The sequence below is a fragment of the Janthinobacterium sp. genome (assembly GCF_009923995.1).
Taxonomy (GTDB): domain Bacteria; phylum Pseudomonadota; class Gammaproteobacteria; order Burkholderiales; family Burkholderiaceae_D; genus Janthinobacterium.
Map to the genome: position 1 here is coordinate 13,420 of NZ_RFSK01000054.1, position 26,487 is coordinate 39,906.

The window sequence follows — 26,487 nt, forward strand, 5'->3', positions numbered from 1 at the left end:
ATCCCTGCTCATTTCTCTCGGAGGCACCATGTTCAGCTCTTTCCGGCCCGTCCTGTTCTGCACCGTCGCCTTCCTCGCGCCGGTGGCCGCCTTTGCCGGCGAAATGATCCTGTTCCAGGATGCCAATTTCCAGGGCCGCAGCCTCAGCCTGCGTTCCGATGCGAGCGACTTGTCGCGCCAGGGTTTCAATGACAAGACGTCGAGCGTGATCGTGCGCTCGGGCACCTGGGAAGTGTGCAAGGATGCCCGTTATCGCGGCGAATGCCGCGTGCTGCAGCCGGGCCGCTACAGGACGGTGCCGATGAACGACGCCATTTCCTCGGCGCGTGAAGTACGCGGCAAGGGCCGTGGCGATGGCCGCGATAATGGCCACGATAACGGCCGTAACCACGGCAATGGCGGGCCGGATGCGCCGCCGCGCCGCTACTGATGCCCCTTGCGCGTGCCGGAGCGGGGGCGGCTGCCCCGCTCCGTAGCACGGCGCAAGTTTGCGGCAATTCGTGTACTCTTCCCACAGGCGGTTCAACCATGGGGAGCGAGCACGGTGGAATACAAGGACTACTACAAGGAACTTGGCGTCGAGAAGACGGCGACCGAGGCCGAAATCAAGAAGGCGTACCGCAAGCTGGTACGCAAATACCATCCCGACGTCAGCAAGGAACCGGACGCCGACAAGCGCACCAAGGCCCTGAATGAAGCCTACGGCGTGCTGGGCGACCCGGAAAAGCGCGCCGCCTACGATGAACTGGGGCGTAACCAGGGCGCGCAGGGCCAGCCCTTCCGGCCGCCGCCGGACTGGGGCTCGGGCTACGAATCGTCGGGCGTCGACGACAGCGACTTCTTTGCCGACCTGTTTGCCCACGTGGGCGGACGGCGCCGCGCCAACAGCACTTTCCAGATGCAGGGCGAGGACAGCCACGCCGCCATCACCATCGACCTGCAGGACAGCTACCAGGGCGCCAAGCGCCACATCGTCATGCGCGTGCCGGAAGCCGATGCGCAGGGCCACGTCGTCACGCGCGAGCGCACCCTGGAAGTGACGATACCGAAAGGCGTCACGGAAGGGCAGCAGCTGCGCATGAAGGGCCAGGGCCATCCTGGCAGCGGCGGCGCGCCCGCCGGCGACCTGTACCTGGAAATCCGCTTCCAGCCCGACGCGCGCTACAAGGTGGAAGGGCGCGACGTGTTCGAGACGGTGCCCGTGACGCCATGGGAGGCGGCGCTGGGCGGCGAGATCGCCGTGCCCACGCCATCGGGCACCGTGGCCGTCACCGTACCGCCCAATTCGCAGACGGGACGCAAGCTGCGCCTGAAGGGGCGCGGCATTCCCGCCGCCCAGCCGGGCGACCTGTATCTGCTGCTGGAAGTGGTGCTGCCGCCGGCGAACGACGCGAGGGCGCGCGAACTGTATGAAACCATGGCGCGCGAGATGGCTTTCAATCCGCGCCAGAAGCTGGGAGCGTAAATCATGACCAACAACGTAATCGGCGTACTGCTCGAGGATTCCGCCCTGAGTCTGGAAGAACTGGCGCGCGCCTGCGCCGTGGAGCCGGACTGGGTGGTGCAGCATGTGCAGACGGGCGTGCTGCTGCAAAATGGCCCGCCGCCTGGCCAGCTGACGGCCTGGCGCTTCACCAGCCTGGACCTGGTGCGCGCGCGCCGCCTGCGCGAGATCGAATCCGTCTTCGACGCCAACGCGGAACTGGCCGCGCTGGTTGTCGACCTGTCGGAAGAAGTGGCGCGCCTGCGCCGCCGCCTGCACGTGCTGGGCGTGGACTAGGCCTTATTCAGGTTCGCCGTGGCGCGCCACGGTGAGCCTGGAAATATAGAATTGCCCGTCAACGACGACGCGGTGCGGGATGCCGGCCACGTCGAAGCCGGGGCCGCCGTCTTCCATCCATTCCTGCGCCACGGCGTCGAACTGCTGCGGCGTCATGCGCAGCATCTGCGCCGTGATGACGAAGCGCGCGCCAGGTTTTTGCTTGTTGACGAAGTCGTCGATGCCGGCCATGGGAAATCTCTTCAAGGTTGTGTCTGAAATTGGGGTCAGACCCCCGGACACGTTGGCACTAAGCTTTGCGTTGGCGGTGTTGAGGGACTCGGCGTCCCCGTCTGACCCCAGCATTTGTTTGGGGTTTGTTGAGGCATGATACCCGCCCGCGCGCGCTTCTAGAAGATTTGCGCCAGCAGCGGCAGCTGCTCCGCAAAGCGCTCCGTCAGCCACTTGCCCGCCTGGCCCGGCGGCGTGTCGGCGCGCTGGATCAGGTAGATCGGATAATTCTCGCCATTGTCGACGGCCAGCGGCAGGTGCACCAGGCGCCCCGCCTGCAGGTCGTCGCGCACCATCGCCTCGGGCATGTTGCCCCAGCCCAGGCCCGCGCGCAGCAGGGCGTGCTTGGAACCGAGGTCGCCCAGGCGCCAGTTGCGCAGTCCCAGCACGCCGAAATCCTGGCCTTCCGTCAGGGCGCTGCGGTCACTGAGCACCAGCTGTACGTGCTCGCGCGCCAGCGATGACGGAATCGGGCCGGCCAGCTGCGCCAGCGCGTGGCTGGGCGCGGCCACGGGGAGCAGGCGCACGTGGCCGACGGCCAGGCGCTCGAAGACGCTGGCCGTGGCCGTCATCCAGCCGCCGAGGCCGATATGGCAGCTGCCATCCATCACCAGTTGCGCCACGGCGCCCATGGCCTCGATGCGCAAGCGCAGGGCGACGGTGGGGAACTGCGCCTGGAACGCCTCGAGCACGCGCACCAGCACGCAGGTGGGGAACATCACGTCGACGACGACGGACACTTCCGCTTCCAGCCCGCCCGCCAGGGCCTTGGCCCGCGCGCGCATGCCGTCCACCTTCAGGGCCACGGCGCGCGCGTCGGCCAGCAGGGCGCGGCCCGCATCCGTCAGGGTGGGCTTGCGCTTGCCGCGGTCGAGCAGCACCACGTTCAGCTGTTCCTCCAGGTTGGCGATGGTGTAGCTGATCACCGACTGCGTGCGGTGCAACTGCCGCGCCGCATGGGCGAAACCGCCCGCGTCGATGACGGCGACAAACACGCGCAACTGGTCGAGCGAAGGCTGGCCCGGTTCTCTCATGGAAACTCCATATCTAAAAATTCGATGCTAAGCATTTATATTTACACGGTTTTATCGATGGTAGACCCGAACTATGATGTGTGCAAGCGCCGCGATGCGGCATTTCCGTCACCCGTTGTCGAAGGAGTATTTCATGAGCAAGGTCTTGTACATCAATAGCAGCGTGCGCAGCAACGGTTCCCTGTCGCGTCAATTATCGGGCGAATTCGTCGCCGCACTGGCCGCGCAAGGCAACACCATCACCGAACGCGACCTGGCCCTGCAGCCCGTGCCGCACCTGACGGAAGAAATGATGGGCGCCTTCTTCACGCCGGCCGAACAGCGCAGCGCGCAGGCGGCCGCCACCGTGCAGCTGTCCGATACCCTCGTCGACGAATTGCTGGCCGCCGACGTGCTGGTGCTGGCCGCGCCCATGTACAACTTTTCCGTGCCCTCGACCCTGAAGGCGTGGATCGACCACGTGGCGCGCGCGGGCCGCACCTTCCAGTACACGGCCAATGGCCCCGTCGGCCTGGCCACGGGCAAGAAAGCCTATATCTTCACGGCCAGCGGCGGTGTCTACAGCGAAGGCCCTGGCGCCGCGTATGACTACCTGAGCACCTACCTGCGCGCGGCGCTGGGCTTCCTCGGCATCACCGACATCGAGTTCGTGCGCGCCGAAGGCGTGGCCATGGGCGACGATGCCGTCGCCAGCGCGATCGCCAAGAGCCGCGCCTCGATCGCCGCCCTGGCGGCCTGAACTACGCCTTTCGAGGGATAGACAGCATCTCCGGGCTGGCATAAGCTTGCCGGCGGCACGCCCCGTGCCAGCCCGGCGAGCGGTTCGCCATGAAAGTCCCTCATGCACACACTGGCACGCGCAGCCTGCTGCGCAGGACGCCCGCCCGCGCCGCGCGCCAGCGGCATCGCCGCAGCCGGCAATGTCCCCTGCTTCAGCACCATCCGGCACGGCGCGCCGCGCACGCAAGAACAATCCCCCCATTTTCATCCCCGGCGCCCGCCACGGGGCAGCCGTTGCCGTCAGTCGCGCGGCAGTTCGCGAATTTCCACCGTGCCACCCGCGTTCAGTACGGGGTTGCCCAGTAATAATTTTTTCGCATCGTCTATACTTTCCGCTTGTACACGTATATAGCCCGACAAGTGTGGCGTCACCGCCCTGGCCTGGCCGGAGCGGTGGACACAGACCCCGGCACCGATGGCGCTGCCGCCGCAGAAGCGGCCGCTGGCCCGCAGCATGGCAAAGTAGCTGTCCCAGGCGGGGGCGGCGGTGTCCATCGGTGTTTCCGTGTCGTCATGCATGAAGATGATGTAGTCGTTCATCCGTTTTCTCCTGTGCCGCGTGATAAAAAAGATAGAGCTGAAGCGAGTATGCTGAGCATGCGCGAGCGCAAGTATTCCAACCCTTTACCGCGTCAGTCCGTAGAGACAAGCTGTCCGGCCATGCCAATTTTGGAGCAAACATCGTGCCGATCAAGTATGTTGATTTTTATGAAGTGAATTACACGGCGGAACCTTTGCGGGGCTGTAAGCTGTGGGGCGCCTACGTCGCCATCTACGCCCCGTCACGCAACCCCATGCACCGGGTGAACCTGGTGAAAAAGCGCCGCGTCTCGGCCGACCGGCAGTTTACGACCCAGGCGGATGCCGTGGCCGAAGCGGGCGAGGTGGCCGTCAAGCTGGTCGAGCGGCGCCGGCGCCGCTACGTCTTCCACCCCTGATGCCACTGCGCCGGATCCTGCAGCGCGCGCCAGGGCAGGATCTGCACGCGGCCCGAATGCACGGCCTCCAGTTCCACGTGCGTGACGGCGTCCTCCGGCGTGGCCGTCGCGCACAGCTTGACGACGAGGAAGTGTTTTTCCTTGTTGACGGGTGTGACGGCCGTCCATTTGCTGTTGAGTAATTTGTTCGGACGCAAGTGATTGCGCTTGGCAAGGTGCATGGCGGCTCCCGGATTGGCGTGATGGCGACGTTGCCATTATCATGCACTATCCGCCACCCCGAGGATTGCCATGAAACGCCAGCTGCACCTGCTCGTCATCGACCCGCAAAACGATTTTTGCGACCTGCCGCCCGACTGGCTGCCGGCGGGCACCGCGCCCGCGCTGGCCGTGCCCGGCGCCCACGCCGACTTGCTGCGCGTGGCGCAGCTGATCCAGGCAGGCGGAGCGGGTTTGACGCAGATCAGCATCACGCTCGATGCCCACCACCGCTACGACATCGCCCATCCCGCCTTCTGGCGCACGGGTGACGGCGCTCCCGTCGCGCCGTTCACGCAGATCGGCGCGCGGCAGGTGCGCGACGGCCTGTACCGGCCCGCCGCCAGCGGCGCCTTGCCGCGCGCGCTGGCCTACCTCGATGCGCTGGAGCAGGCCGGGCGCTACCAGTTGATGGTGTGGCCCGTGCACTGCGAGATCGGCAGCTGGGGCCAGAATGTCCACGCGGCCGTGCGTGCCGCCTATAACGCGTGGGAAGTGGAGCACCTGCAAGTGGTCGCCAAGCTGAGCAAGGGCTCGAATCCCTGGACCGAGCATTATTCGGCCGTCATGGCCGAAGTGCCCGATCCGCAGGATGCGGCCACCCAGCTCAACCGCGCCTTCCTCGACACCCTGTTGCCGGCGCAGCAGATTTATCTCTGCGGCGAGGCGGGCAGCCATTGCGTCAAAGCCAGTACGGAGCACATCGCCGACTACCTGGAGGCGCAGCAAGGGCCGCAGGCGCTGGCGCGGCTGGTGCTGCTGACGGACTGCATGAGTCCCGTCATGGGCTTTGAAGCGCAGCAGCGCGACTTTCTTGCGGCCATGCAGGCGCGCGGCGTACGCCTGGCCAGCGCCGCCCAGGTCTTGCCGGAACTGCTGGCCAACGGGGCGGCGTAACGCCATCCTGCAGGCGGGCGCTGCTGAAATGCCCGCGGTGGCGTACTATTCTGGCTTCAGGAAGTTGGAGAAACCACACATGACCCCGATAGTGCGCAGTTTGCTGGAAACCGATCTGTATAAATTTACAATGTGGCAAGCATTGCTGCACGGTCATCCGAATACCCATACCGAATACGAATTTGTCTGCCGCAACGCCACCGTGTTCCCGCTGGCCGAACTGAAGGACGAGCTGGAGGAACAGCTCGACCACCTGTGCTCGATGTCGTTCGCCGACGACGAGCTGGCCTATTTGCGCACCCTGCGCTTCATGAAGAGCGACTTCGTCGACTTTCTGACGGTGTTCCGCTTCCAGCGCAAGTTCATCGACGTCAGCACGGATGGCGATACCCTGCTCGTGCACGCGGCCGGGCCGCAGGTGCACGTGATGGGCTTCGAGATTTTCGTGCTGTACATCATCAACGAACTGTATTTCCGTCGCTTCGACCTCGATGCCGCCATGCGCGAAGGGCGCCACCGCCTGGGCTTGAAAGTGGCGGCCGTCAAGGAATTCGGCAAGCTGCCGCGGCGCAAGCATCCGTTTGAATTTTCCGATTTCGGCGTACGCCGGCGCTTTTCCGGCGCCTGGCATGACGAGGTGGTGCAGCGCCTGGCGCGCGAAGTGCCCGAGTATTTCAAGGGCACGTCGAATGTGTACCTGGCGAAAAAGCTGGGCATCGTGCCGATCGGTACCATGGCGCATGAATACATGCAGTCGTTCCAGTCGTTTGGCGTGCGCCTGCGCGATTTCCAGAAAGCGGCGCTGGAGGACTGGGTGCAGGAATACCGGGGCGACCTGGGCATCGCCCTGACGGACGTGGTGGGCATGGATGCGTTCCTGGCCGACTTCGACCTGTATTTCGCCAAGCTGTTCGACGGCTTGCGCCACGATTCGGGCGACCCCGTCGAGTGGGGCGAAAAGGCGCTGGCCCACTACGCGGCCCTGCGCATCGATGCCAACACCAAGCGCCTCGTGTTTTCCGATGGCCTGGACCTGGACAAGGCCTTCGCCCTGTACCAGCATTTCGCCGACCGCATCATGACGGGCTTTGGCATCGGCACCAATCTGACCAACGACGTGGGTTTGACGCCGCTCAATATCGTCATGAAACTGGTGCGCTGCAATGGCCAGTCCGTGGCGAAACTGTCGGATTCGCCGGGCAAGACCCTGTGCAAGGATGAAACCTTCCTCGCGTACTTGCGGCAAGTGTTTCACCATCCTGCCGTGTAGGCGCCAGGCATCAGCTGCTGCGCGCCGCGCTGCGCCCGCCGATGCGCACGGCCCCGGCGGCCCCGTGCCCGGCACGGTCCCGCTTCGCGGCCATCACTTGCTGCCGCTCGCCATGCTTCCGTCGGGGCGCTAGAAACCCGTCAACACCGTGTGCATGTGCTCGACCTGCGGCGGCGCGGCGAAGAATTCGCCCACCAGGGCGCGCCAGGCCTGGAAGTCGTCGCTGCCGCGGAAATGCACGGTATGGTCTTCCAGGGTGGTCCAGCCCACCACCAGGCGGTACGCATCGCCGTTTTCGATCGAGCGCTCCAGGCGCATCGACTCGCAGCCGCGCGCGCGCTGGAACAGGGGCACGGCTTTCGTCACGGCCGCCTCGAAGGCATCGTGCGTGGCCGGTTTGATCTGGATGTGGGCAATTTCAAAAATCATGGCAAGTTCCGCTGTGGAATGAAGGAACGCCGATCTTGCCATAATTTGGCCGCGCAGGGGAGGGTGTCAGGGGGCCTGCACCCCTGTGCCTGCGCGCTGGCCGCCCGCATGGCTGGCCGTGCGCTGTTCGATGTCGCAGCCGTTGCATGCCTGCACGATGGCATGCGCCCGTTCCCGTTCCTGCGCAGTGCCGACGGCGACGATGAGGCGGAACATGCCGCGAAATGCCGTGGTGCCGTAATTGCGCCGGTACACATGGTTGTCGCCGCCAAACACGGCGTTGATGGCACGCTCGAAACGGCCCGTGAAGGTGTCGCGATTGCCAACGGTAAAATTGCCCTGCACGGGACCGGCTTCGTCGTCGCCCATGTCCAGCTGCACCGCGTGGGCGGCGAAACCGTCGGCCAGCAGGGCGCCGCGGGCGCGCTCCGCATCGGTGAAATGGTCGAAGATGCGGATCAGCGTGGCGCTGCGGGGAATGCTCATGGGCGTGCTCATGGCCAGGCTTTCAAAAAGGTCGTCTGGATTTGACCCGTGAGGCTTGAAATAATTCTGGCTCAGCCTCCAAATTCCTGCATTAAGGCGCAAAAGTTTGATAAATATCCAGTATGGCTGCCAAGTCGCGCTAAGATACGCCCTGGGACGCACTGTGCCGACGGCGATGCGAGGGATGATCTTTCATAGGAGAACCAAATGGCAGCGAAGAAAATTCTGTTTTTGACCGGCGATTTTGCAGAAGATTATGAAACGATGGTGCCTTTCCAGGCGCTGCTGATGCTGGGCCACACCGTGCATGCCGTCTGCCCCGGCAAGAAGAGCGGCGAGATGATCAAGACGGCCATCCACGATTTCGAGGGCGACCAGACCTACACGGAAAAGCCGGGCCATTTGTTCACGCTCAATGCCAGCTTCGACGAGATCGACCCGGCCCACTATGATGCCGTGATGATCGCCGGCGGCCGCGCCCCCGAATACCTGCGCCTGAACGAGAAAGTCATCGCCGCCGTGCGCCATTTCGCCGACGCGGGCAAGCCTGTCGCCGCCGTCTGCCACGGCGCGCAATTGCTGGCCGCCGCCGACGTCATCCGCGGCAAGCGCATTTCCGCCTATCCCGCCTGCGCGCCGGAAGTGAAACTGGCGGGCGGCACGTATGCCGATATCGCCGTCACGGATGCCGTCACGGATGGCCAGTTCGTCACGGCGCCAGCCTGGCCCGCGCACCCGGCCTGGCTGGCGCAGTTCGTCAAGCTGCTGGGTACCGAGATTCATTTGTAACCTTTACCAGCCCGGCAGGCGCAGCGCTTGCCGGGCGCACCACTTTTCAGATTCGAGCTTTTCATGCATGCGCCGCGCAGTCATTCATCCCGCAAACAACTCCCCGCTTCGCGCTGGCGCCAGCGCCGCCTGGCGCAAGCCCAGTCCGGCCTGAGCGCCGCGCAGGAGCGCCAGCTGGCCACCCTGCACGACATTTCCACCCTGCTGGCGGGCCAGCATGCCATCGATGCGCTGTGCCGGGGCTTCCTGCGCCACGTGATGCAGTTCGCGCAGGCGGAAGGCGGCACCGTGCGCATCCTTGATCCGCAACAAGACACCGTGCACATGATCGTGCACGAGGGCATTTCCGACGCCATGGTGGAAGAGGAGCACTGCATCCGCAACAACGATTGCCTGTGCGGCGCGGCCGTGGCCCAGGGCGTGATCCAGATCCGCGATTTCCGCCAGGCCGATGCACTGCAGCGCTACCGCTGCCAGGACGAAGGCTTCATCGCCATCGCCGTCTTTCCCATCCTGGCGCGCGAGCAGGTGGTGGGCAGTTTTTCGCTGCACTTTGCGCGCCCGCAAGCCGTCCACGCACAGCAGCAGGGCTGGCTGGAAACCCTGGGCCAGAGCCTGGGCATCGCCATCGAAAACCAGCGCCTGATCGCGCGCGAAAAGGAATTCGCCGTGGCGCGCGAACGCAGCCTGCTGGCCGAAGGCTTGCACGACAGCATCGCGCAAAGCCTCAATTTCATCAGCCTGCAAGTGCAGATGCTCGACGATTCCGTGCGCCGCGGCCAGCTCGACGAGGCGGCCGAGGTGCTGCCGCTGATGCGCATGGGCGTCGAACAAAGCTACCAGGACGTGCGCGAACTGCTGGTCAACTTCCGCACGCGCTGGCATGGCAGCGACCTGGAAAGCAAGCTGCTGGAAGTGCTGGCCAAGTTCGAGCTGCAGACGGGCGTGGCCGGCACCCTGGACATGAGCGGCAACGGCGCGCCGCTGGCGCCCGAGCAGCAGCTGCAGATCCTGTTCATCGTGCAGGAAGCGCTGTCGAACATCCGCAAGCATGCGCAGGCCAGCAACGTGGCCCTGCGCGTGGAGAACGGGCGCGATTTCGCGCTGCAGGTGCGCGACGATGGCGAAGGCTTCGCCGCCCACCTGCGCGACAAGAAAACGGAACTGCAGATCGGCTTGCGTATCATGCAGGAACGGGCCGAGCGGCTCGGTGCGCAGTTTGCCATCGACAGCACGCCCGGCGGCGGCACGACGATCTCGCTGGCCCTGCCGGCAGCCCGGCGCCAGGCCGCGTAACAGTGAATTATTCCTATCAGGCAGAAGAAACAAACACGTGAATCCTCCAATCAAAATCCTGCTGGTCGACGACCACACCCTGCTGCGCAGCGGCGTCAAGCTGCTGCTGCAGCGCAACCCTCAATTCCAGGTGGTGGGCGAGGCGTCGAACGGGCTCGACGGCGTCAAGCTGGCGACCGAACTGCAGCCGGACGTGGTGCTGATGGACTTGAACATGCCCGGCGTGTCCGGCGTGGAAGCGCTGCAGCTGATCCTGCAGGACTGGCCGCAGATGGCCGTGCTGATGCTGACCGTGTCGGAAAACGCGGCCGACCTGGGCGCGGCCCTGCGCGCGGGCGCGCGCGGCTACCTGCTGAAAAATATCGAGGCCGAGCAGCTGGGCCAGGCCATCGGCCGCGCCGCGGCCGGCGAATCCGTGATCGCCGACGCCATGACGGCCAAGCTCGTGTCGCAGTTCCGCGCCGGGCAGAACGCGCCCCAGGCCGACTACGACAAGCTGACGCCGCGCGAGCGCGAAGCCATGGCTTGCCTGGCGCGGGGCCAGAGCAACAAGGAAATCGCGCGCCAGCTGGACGTGGCCGAAAGCACGGTGAAGATCCACGTGCAGAACATCCTGAAAAAACTCAAGCTGAGCAGCCGCGTGCAGATTGCCGTGTATGCGGTCGAGCGCGAACTGGGTAAATAAGCGTACCTGCTTCACCTACTGCGCATCGCGATTTGCGACCTCCGATGCTCACTGTGCTCAAGCACAGTTCCGCTTCTCTGTCGCAACTCGCTGCCGCTCGCTACGGTTTTGCCAGGTACTCCAAAGATCAAGCAAAGCGTAAATACCCTGTTAAAAAGCCACAAGGAATGCGCGATTGTTTGACCTGCATGGCGTTCCGGCCTAGACAACCCTAGTTCCTTTGACGTATGGCCTTGACCGTGCCTGCGCATTACACTCTTAGTCATTCGCTAATCCAATAAGAGAGTGTCATGCATAAGGTCAACGTCGATGGCTTGCTGTCGAGCCAGGCTCTGTTCCGCCATATTTCCCCTTCGCAATTAGAGCAATTGCGCCAGGATGTCGTGCGCGTCGAAGTGGAAAAAGGCAAGGTGCTGTTCCGCAAGGGCGAAGTGGCGGAAGGCGCCTACGTGGTGGTCTTCGGCCTCGTCAAGCTGAGCGTGTTTTCCATGGAAGGCACGGACAAGGTGCTGGAACTGATCCGTCCCGGCCAGAGCTTCGGCGAAGCCATGATTTTCCTCGATGAACCGTATCCCTTCTGCGCCGAAGCGCTCGAGCATTGCCTGCTGCTGCGCATCCCGCCGCACGCGCTGCTGCGCCTGCTGGACCAGTCGCCCCGCATCGCGCGCCAGATGATGAACAGCCTGTCGCACCACCTGATGGGCTTTATCCGCAACGTGGAGCGCTGCTCCGTGCAGAACGCCACCCAGCGCGTGGTCGAGTATCTGCTGCAGGCATCGGACCAGCAGCGCTCGAACGAGGTCAAGCTGGACCTGAAGAAAAGCCTGCTGGCATCGTTCCTGAACCTGGCGCCGGCCACCCTGTCACGCGTGCTGCACCAGTTGACGGACTTGCACCTGATTAAAGTCAGCGGATCGCTGATCCAGATCCAGCCCGACGCGCTGAAGACGTATCGCCACGGCGCCGCCACGGCGCTCCTGAACTAGGCTTTTTCAGCAGGCAAGGTCAGCCGCCAGAACAGCAGGGCGAGCAAGCTGACCGCCGCGCCCAGCGCGCACACCCCATGCCAGCCCGCCAGCGCATACACGCTGGTGGCGGCAATCGCACCGAGACCGCTTCCCACCGCATAAAACAGCATGTAGCACGCCACCAGGCGGCTGTGCGCGTCGCTGTCATCCTGGAAGATCAGGCTCTGGTTCGTCACGTGGATGGCCTGGCCCGCCAGGTCCAGCACGATGATGCCGACGACCAGGGGCCACAGGGCGGCCCCCGCAAAGCTGAGCGGCAGCCAAGCGGCCAGCAACAGCAGCAGGGCGGCGCCCGTCGTCCACTGCGCGCGTCCGCCATCGGCCAGCGCGCCCGCCCGCGCCGCGCCCAGCGCCCCTACCACGCCGACGAGGCCGAAGGCGCCGATGGCCGCATGCGTATAGCCTTGCGCCGTCAGGGGCAGCACGAGGGCGCTCCAGAAAATATTGAACACGGCAAACATCAGCAGGGCCAGCATGCCGCGCACGCGCAGCACCTTGTTGTGCCTCAACATGGCCGCCATCGAGGCGATCAGGGCGCCGTAGGCCAGCCGCTGGCCGGATATCTGCGCGGGCGGCAGCTTGCGCCAAAGCAACAGCAGCAGGGCGCAGGCCAGGGCGGCCGAGACAAAATACACGGCGCGCCAGTCGGCCGCATCGGCCACCACGCCGGACAGGGTGCGCGCCAGCAGCAGGCCGATCACCACGCCGCCCTGCGCCATGCCGACGACCCTGCCACGCTCGTGGCTGGCCGCCGCGCTGGCCGCGTAGGCGATCAAGCCCTGCGTCATGGCCGTGCCCAGCAAGCCCACCAGCAGCATGCCGCCCAGCAAGGCAGCCGTGGAACGGGCGCAGCCCAGCGCCGCCAGCGTGACGGCCAGCAAGCCCAGCTGGAATAAGGTCAGACGGCGCCGGTTCAGCATGTCGCCCAGGGGCACGAGCAGCAGCAGGGCCAGCGCGCAGCCGAGCTGCGTGGCCGTGATGACCATGCCGCTGGCCGCGTCCGTCATGCCGAATTCGCGCGCCAGGCTGGCCAGCAAGGGCTGGGCATAATACACATTGGCCACGCTGAGGCCGGCCGCCGCAGCGAACAGCCAGACGAGGGAGGGGGCAAGCATCGCTTGGCAGGGGAGGGGAGTCGTGTCGCGCATGGTCATTTATGTGGTTTCAAATTAAAACCAGTTGGAGTCTACGCCGGGAAGTTTTAAAATGCAACCAGTTAATCCTGGAGCATGACCATGGCCAAACGCAAGAGCCTGAAAACCGACCCCTGTCCCGTGGCGCGCGCGCTCGACGCGATCGGCGAGCGCTGGTCGCTGCTGATCGTGCGCGACGCCTTCGACGGCATGCGCCGCTTCGGCGAATTCCAGAAAAGCCTGGGCGTGGCGAAGAACATCCTGGCCGATCGCCTGCACACCCTGGTGGAAGAGGGCATTTTTACGGTTGCGCCCGCTTCGGACGGCACGGCCTACCAGGAATACGTGCTGACGCCTAGGGGGCTGGACCTGTTCCCCGTTGTGGTGGGTTTGCGCCAATGGAGCGAGGCGCAGCTGTTCGCGCCAGGCGAAGCCCATTCCACGCTGCGGCAGCGCGCTTCCGACTTGCCCGTGCGCAAGATGGAGGTGCTGGCCGAGGATGGCCGCATCCTGCGGGCGGGCGATACCGTCGTGCACAAGGTGGCGCCGCAATGAAGCGCGTGGCCGTGCTTGGCGGCGGCATCACGGGCGTCACCACCGCTTACGCGCTGGCGAAACGGGGCGTGGACGTCACCCTGGTCGAGCGCCACCGCTACGCGGCCATGGAAACCTCGTATGCGAACGGCGGGCAACTGTCCGCATCGCACGCGGAAGTGTGGAACCACAAGGCGACGATTGTGAACGCGCTGAAATGGATGGCGCGGCGCGACGCGCCCCTGCTGCTGCATCCCTGGCCCAGCTGGCACAAGCTGAGCTGGTTTGCGGAGTTTCTCGCCGCCATGCCGGACTATGAGCGCAACACCATTGCCACGGCGCGCATGGCCATCGCCGCGCGCGAACACCTGTTCGCGTGGGCGCAGGCAGAAAACATCGCCTTCGATCATCGCCGTGCCGGCATCCTGCACGTCTACCGCGAGCGTGCCGGCTTTGAACGGGCCGCCCGCGTGTCGCGCCTGCTGGCGCAGGGCGGCTTGCAGCGCCGCGCCGTGACGCCGGCGGAAATGCGCGTCATCGAACCGGCCCTGCAGGGTGATTTTTACGGCGGCTATTACACGGACAGCGATTCCACGGGCGACATCCACAAGTTCACCAGCGGCCTGGCCGACGCCTGCGCCCGCCTGGGCGTGGCTTGCCGCTATGGACAGGAAGTTACGGCGCTGGAGCGCGAACACGGCAAGGTGCGCGTCGGCATGGGCGCAGACAGCACCCTGTTCGACGCCGTCGTCGTGTGCGCGGGCACGGCCAGCCGCGCCATGGCGGCAAGCCTGGGCGACCACGTGAATGTGTATCCCGTGAAAGGCTATTCGATCACCGTGCAGCTGGACGACGCGGCCAGCCGGGCGGCGGCGCCGTCCGTCAGCCTGCTCGACGACGCGACCAAGCTGGTCAGCAGCCGCCTGGGCGAGGACAGGCTGCGGGTGGCGGGCACGGCGGAATTCAACGGCATCGATTACGACATCCGCGCCGACCGCATCCGCCCGCTCGTGCGGTGGGTGGAGCAGTGCTTTCCTGACATCAAGACCCGCCAGGTGATCCCGTGGGCGGGCCTGCGTCCGATGCTGCCGGCCATGCTGCCCAAAGTGGGCCCGGGCAAGGCGCCCGGCGTGTATTACAACACGGGCCATGGCCACCTGGGCTGGACTCTGGCGGTCGCGACGGCCGAACTGGTGGCGCAGCAGGTGGCGGCCGTGGCGCAGGACTGAACCATGCCCGCCATCGCCATCCTCATCTTTCCCGGCGTGCAGGCGCTCGACGTCAGCGGCCCCATGGACGTGTTTGCCGAAGCGAACAGTTTCCTGCCGTTGGGCCAGCAGTACACGATCGACGTGCTGGGCACGCAGGAGGGATTGCTGCGCTGCTCGAACGGTTTATGCATGGCCGCGCACCGCCATTATGCGCAGGCGCAGGACACCTACGACCTGCTGCTGGTGGCGGGCGGTCCCGGCTTGCCGGCGCAGCCCCGCGACGATGCCCTGAGTACGTGGCTGCTGGCCGCGGCGGGCAGGGCGGGGCGCCACGGTTCCATCTGCAACGGCGCGTTTTTGCTGGGCCATGCAGGCTTGCTCGATGGTAAAAAAGTCGCCACGCACTGGAACGATGCGGCGGCCCTGGCCGCCGCCTTTCCCCAGGCACGCGTCGATGCGGACAGCATTTATGTGCACGACGGCAAGCTGGTCAGCTCGGCGGGCGTGACGGCCGGCATCGACCTGGCCCTGTCCCTGCTGGCCGACGACGGCGGCGCCCGGCTGGCGCTGCAGGTGGCGCGGCGCCTCGTCGTGTACACGCAGCGCCAGGGCGGGCAGTCGCAGTTCAGCCCGCACCTGACCCCCGTGGTCGATGCGGCCTCGCCCGTGGCGCAGGCGCAGCAATACGTGCTGGCGCACCTGGACGGGGCGCTGGACGTGGCCAGCCTGGCGCGGCTGGTAGCCATGAGTCCGCGCAACTTTGCCCGCATCTTCGCGCGCGAACTGGGCGTGACACCGGCACATTTCATCGAAAGCGCCCGGCTCGATGCGGCGCGCGCCATGCTGGCCGCCAGCGATGCGCCGCTGAAAACCGTCGCCTGGCGCTGCGGCTTCGGCACGGCCGATCAGCTGCGCACGGTGTTCCTGCGGCGCCTGGGCGTATCGGCCAAGCAATACCGGCAGCACTTTTCCAGCCGCCCCGGCGCCTGACGGGCGTGCATGGCAGGAATGCCCGCTATCCTGTCCGGAAAGCGCGGCAGCCAGCGGCCCCGTCTCCTGGGGCGTAAATCTATACTTTTCCTGCAGGCGCGCCATTCCGGCCGCGCCCTTGAGGAAAGTCAAACATGCATACCCTACTGGACGCCGAGCGGGTCGGCCCCGCCTATACTGAGGACGGCATGCTGCTGGCGCGCCGCAAGACGCGCGAAGCACTCGCCGCCATTGCCGCGCGCATCCGCCCCGGCATGCTGGAAGAAGACGCTGTCGCCATGGCGAAACAAGTGCTGCTGGACATGGGGCTGGCGCTGAGCTGGCACCCCACGCGCGTGCGCTTCGGCCGCAACACGCTCAAGGCGATGAAGCGCGCGTCCGAGCCGGGCGTGGTCTTGCAAGAGCACGATATTTTCTTCCTCGATATCGCGCCCCGGGTCGAGGCGTGGGAAGGCGATGGCGGCGCCACGTTCACGGTGGGCGACAGCGAACAGCAGGGGGACTACGCCCGCTGCGCGCGCGATGCGCAATACCTGTTCCACCAGGTACGCGCCGTGTGGCAGCGCGAACGGCTGACGGGGCAAGCCCTGTATGCCTACGCCGAGGAGGAGGCGCGCAGGCTGGGCTGGGAATTGAACTTCGACCTGGGCGGGCACCGCGTGTCCGATTTTCCACACGCCACGATTTACGCGGGCGCGCTGGCCGACGCCGACTTTTCGCCGTCGCCCATGCGTTGGATACTGGAAATCCATCTGCGCCATCCAACCCTGCCGTATGGCGCCTTCTTCGAGGACATGCTGCTCGACGACAGCTACTATGCCTGACCCGGCGCCTAGTTCTTCGGCAATAAATCGCTGAGCGCGGCGCGCCCCTTGACGGTCAGGAAGGGGCCGACCTTGCTGTATGGCAGCAGGAAGTCGTTTTCGCAGCCGCTGCCGTTCGCATCTTCCCAGAACGATACGCCGTCCTCCTTCAGGGACAGGTGGAAGCGGCCACGGCCGTCGTAATCCGTGCCCTTGCACTCGGCGTCGATGGTGACGCCCTTGAACAGGGCCTGGCGCAGGCGGTCCGGCAATTCGGCCTTGTCGTCGCCATCGCTGGCGCTGGCACCGAACCAGTTCCACACGTCCGTTTCCTGGCCCGTCCTCACGTCCCAGGTGCGGAAGCGGATGGAGATGCCGCTGGCGCCATAGCCGGCCGGCCAGCGGTAGAACTTGATGGTCACCCAGCGCGGCGACCAGTAGGTCGGCTCCGCATACACTTCGTCTTCCGTCGTGAAACCGTTGCGGCCCAGGTATTCGCGCCGCGTGGCATAGAAGTCGGCCAGGTCTTTTTTATTCTTTGCCAGCACGGCGCGCAGTTGCGCATTGATTTTCGCCACGCCCTCGCCGGGGGCGATGAGTTCCACGGTGATGGTGTCGCCCACTTGCACGTTGCGGTATTGCTTGCCTTCGAAGGCGATGGGTTTGCTCGTCTTGGTATTGGGAAAATCTTCCAGCGCCAGGTTGTAGGCATCGCTGGCGCAGGACGGGTGCTCGCGGTCGCCCGCCGCTTCCAGCAGGGTCAGGGCCAGGGGCAGGGTCTTGCCGCTTTTCGGCTCCGTCCAGGTGCCGCTGACCTTGCCGCCCTGCGGCGCATGCAAAGACCAGGTGCCCGTCGTGTCGCCCTTGGCGTCGGACTCGCTCCAGTCGCTCTTGCCGTTCGGCATGGCCAGCATGATGGGCGTCTTGTAGCGCACGTAGTAATAGCTGCCGCTGCGGTCCGCCCCCTGCGTGGGACTGGGCTGGTTGAAGCAGGCCACGATATTGGCCTTGCCCAGGGTGCCCTGCCACACCCCTTGCACGGGCGCATCGGCGGCCATGGCGAGGTTCAGGGCGGGCAGGGAGAGACAGAGAAGCAGAAGGCGGCGCATCGGGTATTCCTGGAATGGGCGATGGCCGATTCTACATGGCCGCGCCCACGAGATGCCACACGTCAACTTATTTGCCGGGCCGCTCCTGCGCCACCTGGGCCATCGCCGCGCCCAGGTACTGCAGCATGGCGCTATCGACGAAGCTGCCTTCCATCAGGCGCGGTTCCTGCTGGTGCGCCTGGCGGAATTTCAGCTGCGTGGCCGGGTCCGTGCCTGCATAGGAGCGGAACAGCTCCAGCCACTGCCGCGCCAGCTGCAGCACGGCCGGGTCGGTGGGCGGCGTGCGCGCATCCATGGCGGCGCGCACGGCGGCGATCAGGGCTGGCCATTCGCCCGAACGCTTGCCGTAATTGGCCAGCAGGTGCGCGTATTCCTGCTCGTTCAGGAAGGGCCGGTACAGCGCCATGCGCGAGGCATTGAAGGCGGCAAGGATGAACTGCATCACGTCCGCATCGATGCTGGTGGTCTGCCGCATGGCCGGTTCCTGCGCGTGCATGGCGTTCAGGCGCGCGAACAGGCCCGGGTGGGCGCCCGTGTCGCGCACCAGCTTGACCATCCATTCCGTGCCCAGCGCCTGCGCCTGCGCATCATCGGGAGCGGCGCCCGTCGCCTGCAGGGCGCGCACCCTGGCGACGAGCGCCTGCCATTCCTGTTCCACGGCGCTATCTGTCAGCAGCGGCAATTGCTGCAGTTCTTCGGGGGTAAAGTATTTGTCGTACATGGTCATCAACTCCATCGTGGTGAGCCACTCGGCCAGCTCCGGTGTCTGTCCCTGCGCCAGTTGCGCCTGCAGGCTGCGCAGGCGTTCGCGCAGGGTGGACGCCTGCGCGATCTGGCGTTCCAGCATGGCGATCTGCTGCGTCACGATGGCGCTCAAGGGCAGATCCGGGCCGGCGAGTGCAGTGGCGATTTCGGCCAGCGACAGCCCGAACTTGCGCAGCGCCATGATCCGGTGCAGCCGGTCCATGTCGCCGTGCTGGTACAGACGGTAGCCAGCCTGCGTGCGCGCCGAGGGCGAGAGCAGGCCGATGCTGTCGTAGTGGTGCAGGGTGCGGATGCTCAAGCCTGTCATCTTGGCCAGTTCACCGATTTTCAACAGCATCGCTTGCTCCTTTCCTGGTGCGTACACACAGCATCGACCCTGACGCTGCGTCAGGGTCAAGCCATATTTTCAGTGGATGGTCAGCCGCTGGCGCAATTCCTGCAGCAGGGTGCCCGTCTTCGGCGTCAGCTGGCGCGCCAGCGGCCAGGCCAGGTACAGGGGCAAGCCCGGCGTGGCCAGTTCCGGCAGCACGGCCACGATGGCGCCCGTGGCCAGGTGCTCCTGCACCAGCCAGGTGGCCAGCTGCGCCACGCCCAGGCCCGCCAGCACGGCGGCCGTGCGCGCCTCCGCGTCGCCCACCGTCATGCGGGGCGACGCCAGGCGGTACTCGACCTGCCCGCCTTGCTCCCCGTCCGGGAACAGCCACGGCATGGGCGAACCGTCGGCACGGCCGTAGGCGATGCAGTCGTGCCCTTCCAGTTCGGCCACGCTGGCCGGCGTGCCGCGCCGCGCCAGGTAGGCGGGCGCCGCGCACAGGATCAGCCGCTCTTCGCCCAGCTGCATCTGTCCCAGCGCGGCGGGCCAGTGCGAGGGCGCGCCGATGCGCACGGCGATATCGATGCGCTCCTCGAACAGGTCGACGAAGCGGTCGCTGAAGGCGATCGACGGCTGCAGGCGCGGATACTGCGCGCACAGTGCCAGCAGGGCCGGCATCACGCGCAGGCGGCCATACGAGGCGGGCACGCCGATGCGCACCTTGCCGGCCAGTTCCGTCGCATGGTCGGCCAGCACGTCTTCCGCATCCATCAGTTCCTGCAGCACGCGCTTGCAGGTGGCGTAGTAGGCGCGGCCCGCTTCGCTCAGTTTCAGCCGGCGCGTGCTGCGCTCGAACAGCAGCACGCCCAGCCGCTCCTCCAGCCGCGCCACGCTCTTGCTGACGGCCGAGCTGCTCAGGTGCAGGCGCTCGGCCGCCTTCGTGAAACTGCCCGCGTCGGCCGTGGCGAGAAACGGCGTGAGGCCCTTCAGATGTTCCGATGAAAACATAATTCGGGAATTTTATTCATGAATAGGGTGAAATAGTATCGCGGATAAGAATTTCAGTCGCGGATATGATGGATTTTTGTTTCGGAAGGCAACTCTCATGCACAAACACGCTCTCATCATCGGCGCCAGCGGCGTCATCGGCAGTCAGCTGGCCACGCACCTGCTGGCGCAGGGCTGGCAAGTCACGGGCGTCTCGCGCGGCCGCACGCCCGTGCCCGCCGGCTGCGCGGCCCTGCAGCTCGATGCGACTGATGGCGCGGCCGTCAGCGCCGCCCTGGCGGGCCTCGATGCCAGCCACGTCTTCTTCACGGCCTGGGCGCGCCAGGACAATGAACAGGAAAACATCCGCGTCAATGGCGCCATGGTGGCCAACGTGCTGGCCGCGCTGGGGCCGCAGGGCCGCCTGCGCCACGCGGCCCTGGTGACGGGCCTCAAGCATTACCTGGGACCCTTCGACGCCTACGGCAAGGGCGCCGTGCCCGTGACGCCGTTCCGCGAAGAGCAGGGCCGCCAGCCCGTCGAGAATTTCTACTATGCTCAGGAAGACCGCTTGTTTGCAGCGGCCGCGCAATACGGCTTGACGTGGAGCGTGCACCGCCCGCACACCATCATCGGCTATGCGCTGGGCAATGCCATGAACATGGGATTGACCCTGGCCGTGTATGCCAGCCTGTGCAAGGCCAGCGGCCAGCCCTTCGTTTTTCCCGGCTCGAGCGCGCAGTGGCATGGCCTGTCCGACATGACGGACGCGGGCCAGATCGCGCGCCACCTGGCGTGGGCGGCGGACAGCCCCGCCGCGCGCAACGAAGACTTCAATATCGTCAATGGCGACGTGTTCCGCTGGAAGTGGCTGTGGCCCCGCCTGGCCGCGTATTTCGGCATCGCGGCGGCGGACTTGCCCGAGACGATGGCGCCGCTGGCCGAGCGCATGCAGGATGCGCCCGCGCAGTGGCGCGCCATCGCGCAGCAGCATGGGCTGGCGGAGGCGGACATCGGCCGCCTCGCTTCCTGGTGGCATACGGATGCCGACCTGGGCCGGCCGATGGAAGTGATGACGGACATGGGCAAGAGCCGCAAGGCGGGCTTCCTTGACTACCAGGACACGCCCGAGGCTTTCTTCAATCTGTTCGAGAAGCTGAAGGCGGAGCGCATCATTCCGCGCTGACGCCGTTGCCGGCTTTGCCGGCGGCGGATGCGCCGGCCCTGGCCTTGCTTTCCTGCCCCCGCTGCCACTCCAGGCCCGGGCGGTCGACGCGGAACTGCAGCAGGCGTCCCTGCACCACTTCCGTCACGTAGGCCGTGCGGCCGTCGGGACCGCCAAAGGTGATGTTACTGGGCTTGGCGCCGGGCACGCTGATCTCGCGCAAGATGCGTCCCTGCGGCGACAGTTTCACTACCGTGCCCTTGCCGTAGCGCGTCACGTACAGGTTGCCGTCGACGTCCACGCGCATACCGTCCATGCCGAAATCGTCGAACTTGATCAGCAGGCGCTTGCCGCTCAGGCTGCCGTCCGGGGCGATGTCATACATCCAGATATTGCGCTGCACGCTTTCGTTCACGTACAGGATCCTGCCGTCGGGGCTCACCTCGATGCCGTTGGCCGTGCCCATGGTGTCGAGCGCCAGGCTCACCGTGCCGTCCTGCGCGATGCGCCACACGCGGCCCGTGTTTTCCTTCCAGTTCGGGTCGCTCGCATACAGCACGTCGTCTGCCGTGATGGCGATGTCGTTCGGCTGGGTCATGCGCGGCTCGCGCGCGTGGATGGTCAGCGCCCGCGTGGCCGGGTCGACCAGGTAGATCGTGTGCTCCATGTAGTCGGCCAGATACATCTGCCCCCGGCTGCCGAAGCGGATGCCGTTGGCGATGCTGCTGCCGGGCAAGGTCAGGTACACCTCGCCAGTACCATCCGGGCGCACCTTGCCGATGGTTTGCTGGCGCGCAAAGTTGACGGCATAGATATTCCCCTCCGCATCGACGGCCGGGCCTTCGATGCCCTTGGTGAAGGAATGCGGGGCCGTCAAAGTGGTGGCGAGGAACAGCGCTTCGTGCGCGGGCGGGCTGGCACAGGCGGACAGGGTGGCCAGCGGCATGGCCAGCAGCAGGGCTTGCAAGGGCGCGCGCAGCCACGGCAGGGCGTATCGGGAATGGGGCATCAAGTGTTCTCGGTGAGGCGATGGTGGCGTATGTTACCTGAGGCCTGGGCCGGACGGCCCCCGTGGCCGTACAATCGTGCTGCCGATTCACTGGAGCCATCATGGATAACATCACTTTTCGCACCGCCACCCTGGCCGACCTGGAAGCCATCGTCAGCCTGCTGGCCGACGATGCGCTGGGCGCCCGGCGCGAAACCGTCGCTTCGCCGCCGGCCGCCTGCTATGTCGACGCCTTCCAGGCCATTGCCGCCGATGCCAACCAGCGCCTAGTGGTGGCTGCCGATGGCGACACCGTCGTGGGTACCTTGCAACTGTCGTTCATCCCCGGCATAGCCCGCCGCGGCGCCTGGCGCGGCCAGATCGAAGCCGTGCGCATCGCCGCCTCGCACCGCGGCGCCGGCCTGGGCCAGCGCCTGTTCGAGTGGGCCATGGACGCATGCCGCGCGCGCGGCTGCCAGCTGCTGCAGCTGACGACGGACAAGGGCCGTCCCGACGCGCATCGTTTCTATGAAAAGCTGGGCTTTGTCGCCAGCCATGAAGGCTACAAGCTGGCGCTGTGAAGCGTTTCAGGCAGCCACGACCACCACGTCGGGGAACTCGTCCTGCCAGCCTTCCCAGGCATCCTGCAGATGGGCGTGCATGCCGGCCCGGTCTTGCGCCTGCTCAAACGTGTCCGCGCTGGCCAGCAGAAAATGGGCGATGGCGCGCAGCGTGGCCGGGTCGGCGTGGATGGTCACGTCGGAGCAGGGCAGGGGACGTTCGGCGGCCTCGTCCTGCAGATAGCAGTGCAGCGATAAATGTGTGCTCATGGGTGTCGGTTGTTGATATAGGCGCCCAGCATGGCGTGGGCGTTCAGTGCCGCGCGGGCGGCGTCCAGTTCTTCGGGAGGCAGGTGCCAGAAGGTCAGGCCGGCATGTTCTTCGCAGCGGCCATACGTGTGCATCGCGTCGCGCAGCGCTTGCCGGCGTCCGGGCGGCAGCGCATCGAGCCTGGCTGGCGTGAAACCGTTGATGGGATAGACATCGCGCAGATGGGCATCTTGCAGCCCGCGCCGCTTGATGGCGGACCAGTTATTTGCGGGGCAAGGAATGCCAAAGGTCATCGGATGGGCATCATCGAGCCGCCGGTAGCCGAGTGCGTAGCCGGTGCCATAGCCCTGCGTTTCAGCGTAGCAGTACACATATTCGCAATGGTCAAACAGGCCGGGCAGGGCCCGCGCACCGTCGAACAAGGGCGCCAGCGCAAGCTTGCTGGCGCGGATGGACAGAATCAGCGACGAGTCCGATGAATACATGGCCTGCGCGTCGCAGTTGACGGCCTCGTCAGCTTCGTCGGGCGGTACGAGACGCGGCGAAAGCAGGCAGATGCTGTCGGTCTCTGGCGCGAACAGCATCTTCTCGTAATTGCGCTGTGAGTACTTGACGATCTTGCCGCGCTTGTTGCCGTAGCGCTCGACGGACTCGTCGATCAGCGCGAACCAGGCGAACAGCTGCGCGCTGGCGGCAGCGGGATCGAAGGGAGTATCTTTCTTGAATTCGCCTACCAGGAAGTGATATGGGTCCATATGTCGCAAGGGTAAATGGGCAACGCGCATGATGCCATGTACGTGACCGCGCTGCCAGTTGCACGATTGGACGGCGCAATGGCCGGGTTGAAGCGTATGATGGAAGCACGGATGTGGTTGCCGCAAGGCAGTGCGACCGGCATGGCATGCCGCCCCGCCGGACGTCTTGCCGGATTTTTTCGTGGTTTTGGCAGCACTTTGACAGCACCAACGACGAGGAGACATCATGGACAGACCCGAATTCATCCTGGCCGCCAAGGCCATGGAAACCCTTGAGATGTATCAAACCTTCTACGGCACTTCCAGCGAATACCAGACGCACCAGCAGGAAGTCTTGAAACTGCTGCGCCACAAGGGTGCCTCCCTGCTGGTGTCCGAACATGGTCCGGCGAAATTTTTATTGGCGTTCGCCGATGCGCTGGAGGTGGCGGGGCAGCCGGGGGAGTATGTGCCGGCGGGCAGGCGGTAGGGGGATGCCTGCCCTTCCTGCGCCATGCGATCATTTCATGACGCTATCAGGGCGGCGCAAGACGTAAGCACCTGGTCAGTTGAATCGGACAGGGTGGCGTTTACCGGTAAAACCAGCAAAACCCCCGCGCCCATGCCGCAGGCGGAGGCGATGCCCGCGCTGCGCATGCATGGCATAAATAAAAAGGGCCTCCCCGTCAAAGCGGGGAAGCCCTTTTTATTGATTCAGCGGTGCAGGGGGCGGGAATCGACGCTGCCGTACAAGTGAATTTTCAGGTATTTGGACGGTTTTGCCAGCAGAATGCAGACGACCCCTCTGCAGGCGGCAGCGGATGGCGCCGAATAGCGCTCTGAATCGCCACCCCTAGCTTATGAGCGCGATTCTCAGCGCGGGAATTTATACCGGACCAGCAGCGAAGGGCCCTTGCCGCCGGGAGGCGTCAGCAGTATCTCGTCGCCGGGCCGCATCTCTTCATACATCACCGTGCAACAGGTCGGCATCGAGTGGCCGCGCGCGGGATAAACGCCAACGTCGGTATGCAGGGTTGCAGCGCGCACGTCCACGCTGGGCTTGCCGGCCTTTTCTTCTTCTTGCAGCAGCTTGCGCAGTGCGGTGACGAAATCCCCTTTGCTGAGCCTGGCAGGTGCCTGGCTTGCTTGCGGGCGGGCGGTTGCGTCGTTTTTCATGGCAGTTTCTTTCAGTGTATACATTGCCGCCACTATATCATTGGCCCCTGGCCTCTACTTGCCGTATCCCCTGGCAGCGCTTGTAATCATTGGGGAGAGGGTTACATCCGATGGTTGAAGCCGGCAGCGGATGCCGCCAAGGCCAGGGGCGGCGACCGGCCATTCCATGGCATCACGAATGACGGGATGGGCGGGTATCCGTTCAGTTGATCCGTGCACCTTAAGCCGCCGCAAACTTGCATTTTTGGGTATCTGGAAGGTTTTGCTGGCAAAATACAGACAATCAACCCGTAACGGCTTCTGTCGGACAATAGTTGCCAGTTATTCTTAATGTAATGCGAAGGATTTTCGGCATCGATGAAAGCCACTAACTTAGCCGGGCGGGTAATGAAGGTGAACCATGCGGGAGAGCATGGAGCCGTCAATATCTACAGCGGTCAGATTCTTATGGCACGCTTTACTGCAAAGTCGCTGTTGCCGGAGCTGTTGGCCTGTAAGGCGGATGAAGAGAAACACAGGACAATTTTTTACAACGAACTCGAACGTCGGGGTTTGAGCCGTTGCAAGAGTTATTGGCTGTGTGCGGCCGGTGGGTATGTTCTGGGAGTCGCAACGGGATTACTTGGCGCGCGCGCAATATCGCTCACGACAGTGGCTGTCGAGCGAACGGTGCTTCGCCATCTGCGTCACCAGACTGCACTCCTGGCGGAGGATGTCGAGGCAGTTTCCGCTATTTCGGGCATTCTAAACGATGAGCAAGAGCATCATGATTCGGCAGCGAAGCACAATGACCCGATGGGCATGTTCGGGCGGCTGCTGGGCTCCGCCGTTTCTGGTGCTACTGAATCAGTCATATGGCTGGGAATGCGCCTGTAGGCATCGCGTGGCGAGCGTCGGGTCCGCCATTCGGACATGGCCTGACCGGTCGATGTTATCGTTAGGATAAACCGCCTGCGGCGCAAAACCTGGCCAGACGAATCGGAGAGGGTTGCGCTTGCAAGCGCAATCCGGTTTTGCGGCTATCGGACGAGCAGTGCTCGTCCCCCGCAAAACCCCCGCGCCCGTACCGGACGCGGATGCGCTGCCCGTGCTCTGCATGCATGGAATAAATAAAAAAGGCCTCCCCGCCAAGACAGGGAAGCCCTTTTTATTTATTCAGTGGTGGAGACGGCGGGAATCGAACCTATCGTAAACTTAGATTTTTTATATGTCTTAAAGGTTTTGCTGGCAAAATGCAGGCAATCAACCCGCAACGGCAGCTGTCGGCAAAAGCAGCCGTAGCAATTACAAAATTCTCGATTTTGAAGTCAACTTGGACCATCAATGAGAAAACGGACTCGCCAGTTACTGGAAGAGTGGCAATTCCCGCATATTGCGGTGGGTGGCGTTACTCTTGTGCATAGGGCTGACTGGAAACCGTGCGTATTGCGCATTTTCAACGAGCAATGTGCATTTCATGGGTATGAGATGTTCAAGCTTTTTGAGGACAACAGGATGCAGCCTGACATGGATTGGAGTGCAAGCTGGTCGCCGGGCACGCTTCCGACTTCGGAGGAAATTCTTGCTCAGCTTTACGAAGCACCGAATGAGATGGGCTATGTGGAGTTTGTATTTTCAAAAAACTTCTGACATACGCTCTTTCCTAGATCGGCCATGGCTATAAACGACATCATCAACTTACAGGCCGGAGCCAGGTGCAGTTCTCCCAGTTCGATACTGACTGGGTATTGGATGGTGTTTTTAGGGCCGGCAGCCAGTGCCCTAAAACCTGGCCAGACGAATCGGAGAGGGTTGCGCTTGCAAGCGCAA

Annotated in this window: 34 protein-coding genes; 20 read left to right on the forward strand and 14 right to left on the reverse strand. The window is 64.7% G+C overall.

The window, feature by feature from the left end; all coding sequences use genetic code 11:
• The first annotated feature begins 28 nt into the window (after positions 1-28).
• The 3 genes from EBS11_RS21900 to EBS11_RS21910 all read left to right on the forward strand — a co-directional run bounded on the left by EBS11_RS21900 (position 29) and on the right by EBS11_RS21910 (position 1,780).
• The gene (locus EBS11_RS21900; RefSeq protein ID WP_290606363.1) at positions 29-430 is read left to right on the forward strand and encodes a beta/gamma crystallin-related protein; all 402 of its coding nucleotides are present in this window, start codon (positions 29-31) and stop codon (positions 428-430) included.
• A 114-nt stretch (positions 431-544) separates the two neighbouring features.
• Positions 545-1,465, forward strand: a complete 921-nt coding sequence (locus EBS11_RS21905) for a DnaJ C-terminal domain-containing protein (RefSeq protein ID WP_290606365.1) — start codon at positions 545-547, stop codon at positions 1,463-1,465.
• Between the two features lie 3 nt (positions 1,466-1,468).
• Positions 1,469-1,780, forward strand: a complete 312-nt coding sequence (locus EBS11_RS21910) for a MerR family transcriptional regulator (RefSeq protein WP_290606367.1) — start codon at positions 1,469-1,471, stop codon at positions 1,778-1,780.
• A gap of 3 nt (positions 1,781-1,783) precedes the next feature.
• On the opposite strand, the gene EBS11_RS21915 is transcribed toward EBS11_RS21910, so the two are convergent.
• Together EBS11_RS21915 and EBS11_RS21920 are read right to left on the reverse strand one after the other, a co-directional pair.
• Complete coding sequence (locus EBS11_RS21915) at positions 1,784-2,011, reverse strand: hypothetical protein (RefSeq protein WP_290606369.1); 228 nt, start codon at positions 2,009-2,011, stop codon at positions 1,784-1,786.
• Between the two features lie 158 nt (positions 2,012-2,169).
• Positions 2,170-3,084 (reverse strand): LysR family transcriptional regulator, encoded by a 915-nt coding sequence (locus EBS11_RS21920; RefSeq protein ID WP_290606371.1) that lies wholly within the window; start codon positions 3,082-3,084, stop codon positions 2,170-2,172.
• A gap of 133 nt (positions 3,085-3,217) precedes the next feature.
• Between EBS11_RS21920 and EBS11_RS21925 the strand changes: the two genes are divergently transcribed.
• Positions 3,218-3,823, forward strand: coding sequence for an FMN-dependent NADH-azoreductase (locus EBS11_RS21925; protein ID WP_290606373.1), 606 nt, complete (start codon positions 3,218-3,220; stop codon positions 3,821-3,823).
• Positions 3,824-4,104: 281 nt separating this feature from the next.
• Here the strand turns inward: EBS11_RS21925 and EBS11_RS21930 are convergent, their stop codons facing one another.
• On the reverse strand, positions 4,105-4,404 hold the full coding sequence (locus EBS11_RS21930; RefSeq protein WP_290606377.1) for a hypothetical protein: 300 nt from the start codon (positions 4,402-4,404) through the stop codon (positions 4,105-4,107).
• Between the two features lie 143 nt (positions 4,405-4,547).
• Between EBS11_RS21930 and EBS11_RS21935 the strand changes: the two genes are divergently transcribed.
• Complete coding sequence (locus EBS11_RS21935) at positions 4,548-4,802, forward strand: hypothetical protein (protein WP_290606379.1); 255 nt, start codon at positions 4,548-4,550, stop codon at positions 4,800-4,802.
• Here the strand turns inward: EBS11_RS21935 and EBS11_RS21940 are convergent.
• A complete protein-coding gene (locus EBS11_RS21940; protein ID WP_290606381.1) occupies positions 4,784-5,023 on the reverse strand; it encodes a TIGR02450 family Trp-rich protein in 240 nt (79 codons plus the stop codon). The two genes, EBS11_RS21935 and EBS11_RS21940, sit on opposite strands and share 19 nt — an antisense overlap.
• A gap of 70 nt (positions 5,024-5,093) precedes the next feature.
• Here EBS11_RS21940 and EBS11_RS21945 point away from each other — a divergent pair, with 70 nt between their 5' ends.
• Together EBS11_RS21945 and pncB are read left to right on the forward strand one after the other, a co-directional pair.
• Positions 5,094-5,957, forward strand: a complete 864-nt coding sequence (locus tag EBS11_RS21945) for a cysteine hydrolase (RefSeq protein WP_290606384.1) — start codon at positions 5,094-5,096, stop codon at positions 5,955-5,957.
• A 79-nt stretch (positions 5,958-6,036) separates the two neighbouring features.
• Entirely contained in the window at positions 6,037-7,227 is a 1,191-nt protein-coding gene (pncB, locus tag EBS11_RS21950; protein WP_290606385.1) for a nicotinate phosphoribosyltransferase, read from the forward strand.
• 129 nt (positions 7,228-7,356) lie between these two features.
• On the opposite strand, the gene EBS11_RS21955 is transcribed toward pncB, so the two are convergent.
• Together EBS11_RS21955 and EBS11_RS21960 are read right to left on the reverse strand one after the other, a co-directional pair.
• Positions 7,357-7,656: an antibiotic biosynthesis monooxygenase family protein gene (locus tag EBS11_RS21955; RefSeq protein ID WP_290606386.1), complete on the reverse strand. Its 300-nt coding sequence runs from the start codon at positions 7,654-7,656 to the stop codon at positions 7,357-7,359.
• Positions 7,657-7,722: 66 nt separating this feature from the next.
• Positions 7,723-8,142 carry a hypothetical protein gene (locus tag EBS11_RS21960; protein ID WP_290606387.1) on the reverse strand — a complete coding sequence of 140 codons (420 nt, stop codon included), beginning with the start codon at positions 8,140-8,142 and terminating at the stop codon, positions 7,723-7,725.
• Between the two features lie 207 nt (positions 8,143-8,349).
• Between EBS11_RS21960 and EBS11_RS21965 the strand changes: the two genes are divergently transcribed.
• From EBS11_RS21965 to EBS11_RS21980, 4 genes are all read left to right on the forward strand, one after another.
• Complete coding sequence (locus tag EBS11_RS21965) at positions 8,350-8,931, forward strand: DJ-1/PfpI family protein (RefSeq protein WP_290606388.1); 582 nt, start codon at positions 8,350-8,352, stop codon at positions 8,929-8,931.
• Between the two features lie 63 nt (positions 8,932-8,994).
• Positions 8,995-10,227, forward strand: a complete 1,233-nt coding sequence (locus EBS11_RS21970; protein WP_290606389.1) for a GAF domain-containing protein — start codon at positions 8,995-8,997, stop codon at positions 10,225-10,227.
• Between the two features lie 37 nt (positions 10,228-10,264).
• Entirely contained in the window at positions 10,265-10,912 is a 648-nt protein-coding gene (locus EBS11_RS21975) for a response regulator (protein WP_290606390.1), read from the forward strand.
• A 290-nt stretch (positions 10,913-11,202) separates the two neighbouring features.
• A complete protein-coding gene (locus EBS11_RS21980; protein ID WP_290606391.1) occupies positions 11,203-11,898 on the forward strand; it encodes a Crp/Fnr family transcriptional regulator in 696 nt (231 codons plus the stop codon).
• Here EBS11_RS21980 and EBS11_RS21985 read toward each other — a convergent pair.
• Complete coding sequence (locus EBS11_RS21985; RefSeq protein WP_290606393.1) at positions 11,895-13,055, reverse strand: MFS transporter; 1,161 nt, start codon at positions 13,053-13,055, stop codon at positions 11,895-11,897. The two genes, EBS11_RS21980 and EBS11_RS21985, sit on opposite strands and share 4 nt — an antisense overlap.
• A 120-nt stretch (positions 13,056-13,175) precedes the next feature.
• On the opposite strand from EBS11_RS21985, the gene EBS11_RS21990 reads away from it, so the two are divergent.
• The 4 genes from EBS11_RS21990 to EBS11_RS22005 all read left to right on the forward strand — a co-directional run bounded on the left by EBS11_RS21990 (position 13,176) and on the right by EBS11_RS22005 (position 16,632).
• Positions 13,176-13,628 (forward strand): helix-turn-helix domain-containing protein, encoded by a 453-nt coding sequence (locus EBS11_RS21990; RefSeq protein ID WP_290606400.1) that lies wholly within the window; start codon positions 13,176-13,178, stop codon positions 13,626-13,628.
• Complete coding sequence (locus tag EBS11_RS21995) at positions 13,625-14,836, forward strand: D-amino acid dehydrogenase (RefSeq protein ID WP_290606402.1); 1,212 nt, start codon at positions 13,625-13,627, stop codon at positions 14,834-14,836. Before EBS11_RS21990 ends, EBS11_RS21995 begins: the two co-directional genes overlap by 4 nt.
• 3 nt (positions 14,837-14,839) lie before the next feature.
• Positions 14,840-15,808, forward strand: coding sequence for a DJ-1/PfpI family protein (locus tag EBS11_RS22000; RefSeq protein WP_290606404.1), 969 nt, complete (start codon positions 14,840-14,842; stop codon positions 15,806-15,808).
• A gap of 134 nt (positions 15,809-15,942) precedes the next feature.
• Positions 15,943-16,632 (forward strand): M24 family metallopeptidase, encoded by a 690-nt coding sequence (locus EBS11_RS22005; protein WP_290606406.1) that lies wholly within the window; start codon positions 15,943-15,945, stop codon positions 16,630-16,632.
• Between the two features lie 8 nt (positions 16,633-16,640).
• Here the strand turns inward: EBS11_RS22005 and EBS11_RS22010 are convergent, their stop codons facing one another.
• The 3 genes from EBS11_RS22010 to EBS11_RS22020 form a co-directional block, all read right to left on the reverse strand.
• Positions 16,641-17,720, reverse strand: a complete 1,080-nt coding sequence (locus tag EBS11_RS22010; RefSeq protein ID WP_290606408.1) for a hypothetical protein — start codon at positions 17,718-17,720, stop codon at positions 16,641-16,643.
• Between the two features lie 67 nt (positions 17,721-17,787).
• On the reverse strand, positions 17,788-18,822 hold the full coding sequence (locus EBS11_RS22015; protein ID WP_290606410.1) for a MerR family transcriptional regulator: 1,035 nt from the start codon (positions 18,820-18,822) through the stop codon (positions 17,788-17,790).
• A 69-nt stretch (positions 18,823-18,891) separates the two neighbouring features.
• The gene (locus EBS11_RS22020; protein ID WP_290606412.1) at positions 18,892-19,806 is read right to left on the reverse strand and encodes a LysR substrate-binding domain-containing protein; all 915 of its coding nucleotides are present in this window, start codon (positions 19,804-19,806) and stop codon (positions 18,892-18,894) included.
• Positions 19,807-19,903: 97 nt separating this feature from the next.
• Here EBS11_RS22020 and EBS11_RS22025 point away from each other — a divergent pair, with 97 nt between their 5' ends.
• Positions 19,904-20,971: an SDR family oxidoreductase gene (locus tag EBS11_RS22025; protein WP_290606414.1), complete on the forward strand. Its 1,068-nt coding sequence runs from the start codon at positions 19,904-19,906 to the stop codon at positions 20,969-20,971.
• Here the strand turns inward: EBS11_RS22025 and EBS11_RS22030 are convergent.
• Positions 20,958-21,959 (reverse strand): SMP-30/gluconolactonase/LRE family protein, encoded by a 1,002-nt coding sequence (locus EBS11_RS22030; protein ID WP_290606416.1) that lies wholly within the window; start codon positions 21,957-21,959, stop codon positions 20,958-20,960. The two genes, EBS11_RS22025 and EBS11_RS22030, sit on opposite strands and share 14 nt — an antisense overlap.
• 98 nt (positions 21,960-22,057) lie before the next feature.
• Between EBS11_RS22030 and EBS11_RS22035 the strand changes: the two genes are divergently transcribed.
• Complete coding sequence (locus tag EBS11_RS22035; protein WP_290606433.1) at positions 22,058-22,519, forward strand: GNAT family N-acetyltransferase; 462 nt, start codon at positions 22,058-22,060, stop codon at positions 22,517-22,519.
• A gap of 6 nt (positions 22,520-22,525) precedes the next feature.
• On the opposite strand, the gene EBS11_RS22040 is transcribed toward EBS11_RS22035, so the two are convergent.
• Both EBS11_RS22040 and EBS11_RS22045 read right to left on the reverse strand, forming a co-directional pair.
• A complete protein-coding gene (locus tag EBS11_RS22040; protein WP_290606418.1) occupies positions 22,526-22,768 on the reverse strand; it encodes a hypothetical protein in 243 nt (80 codons plus the stop codon).
• Positions 22,765-23,553 carry a hypothetical protein gene (locus EBS11_RS22045; protein ID WP_290606420.1) on the reverse strand — a complete coding sequence of 263 codons (789 nt, stop codon included), beginning with the start codon at positions 23,551-23,553 and terminating at the stop codon, positions 22,765-22,767. Before EBS11_RS22045 ends, EBS11_RS22040 begins: the two co-directional genes overlap by 4 nt.
• 196 nt (positions 23,554-23,749) lie before the next feature.
• Between EBS11_RS22045 and EBS11_RS22050 the strand changes: the two genes are divergently transcribed.
• Positions 23,750-23,992, forward strand: coding sequence for a hypothetical protein (locus EBS11_RS22050; protein WP_290606425.1), 243 nt, complete (start codon positions 23,750-23,752; stop codon positions 23,990-23,992).
• 383 nt (positions 23,993-24,375) lie between these two features.
• Here EBS11_RS22050 and EBS11_RS22055 read toward each other — a convergent pair whose 3' ends face one another.
• On the reverse strand, positions 24,376-24,678 hold the full coding sequence (locus tag EBS11_RS22055; RefSeq protein ID WP_290606427.1) for an HNH endonuclease: 303 nt from the start codon (positions 24,676-24,678) through the stop codon (positions 24,376-24,378).
• 357 nt (positions 24,679-25,035) lie between these two features.
• Here EBS11_RS22055 and EBS11_RS22060 point away from each other — a divergent pair, with 357 nt between their 5' ends.
• Both EBS11_RS22060 and EBS11_RS22065 read left to right on the forward strand, forming a co-directional pair.
• A complete protein-coding gene (locus tag EBS11_RS22060) occupies positions 25,036-25,554 on the forward strand; it encodes a demethoxyubiquinone hydroxylase family protein (protein ID WP_290606429.1) in 519 nt (172 codons plus the stop codon).
• Positions 25,555-26,001: 447 nt separating this feature from the next.
• Positions 26,002-26,307: a hypothetical protein gene (locus EBS11_RS22065; protein WP_290606431.1), complete on the forward strand. Its 306-nt coding sequence runs from the start codon at positions 26,002-26,004 to the stop codon at positions 26,305-26,307.
• Positions 26,308-26,487 lie beyond the last annotated feature (180 nt).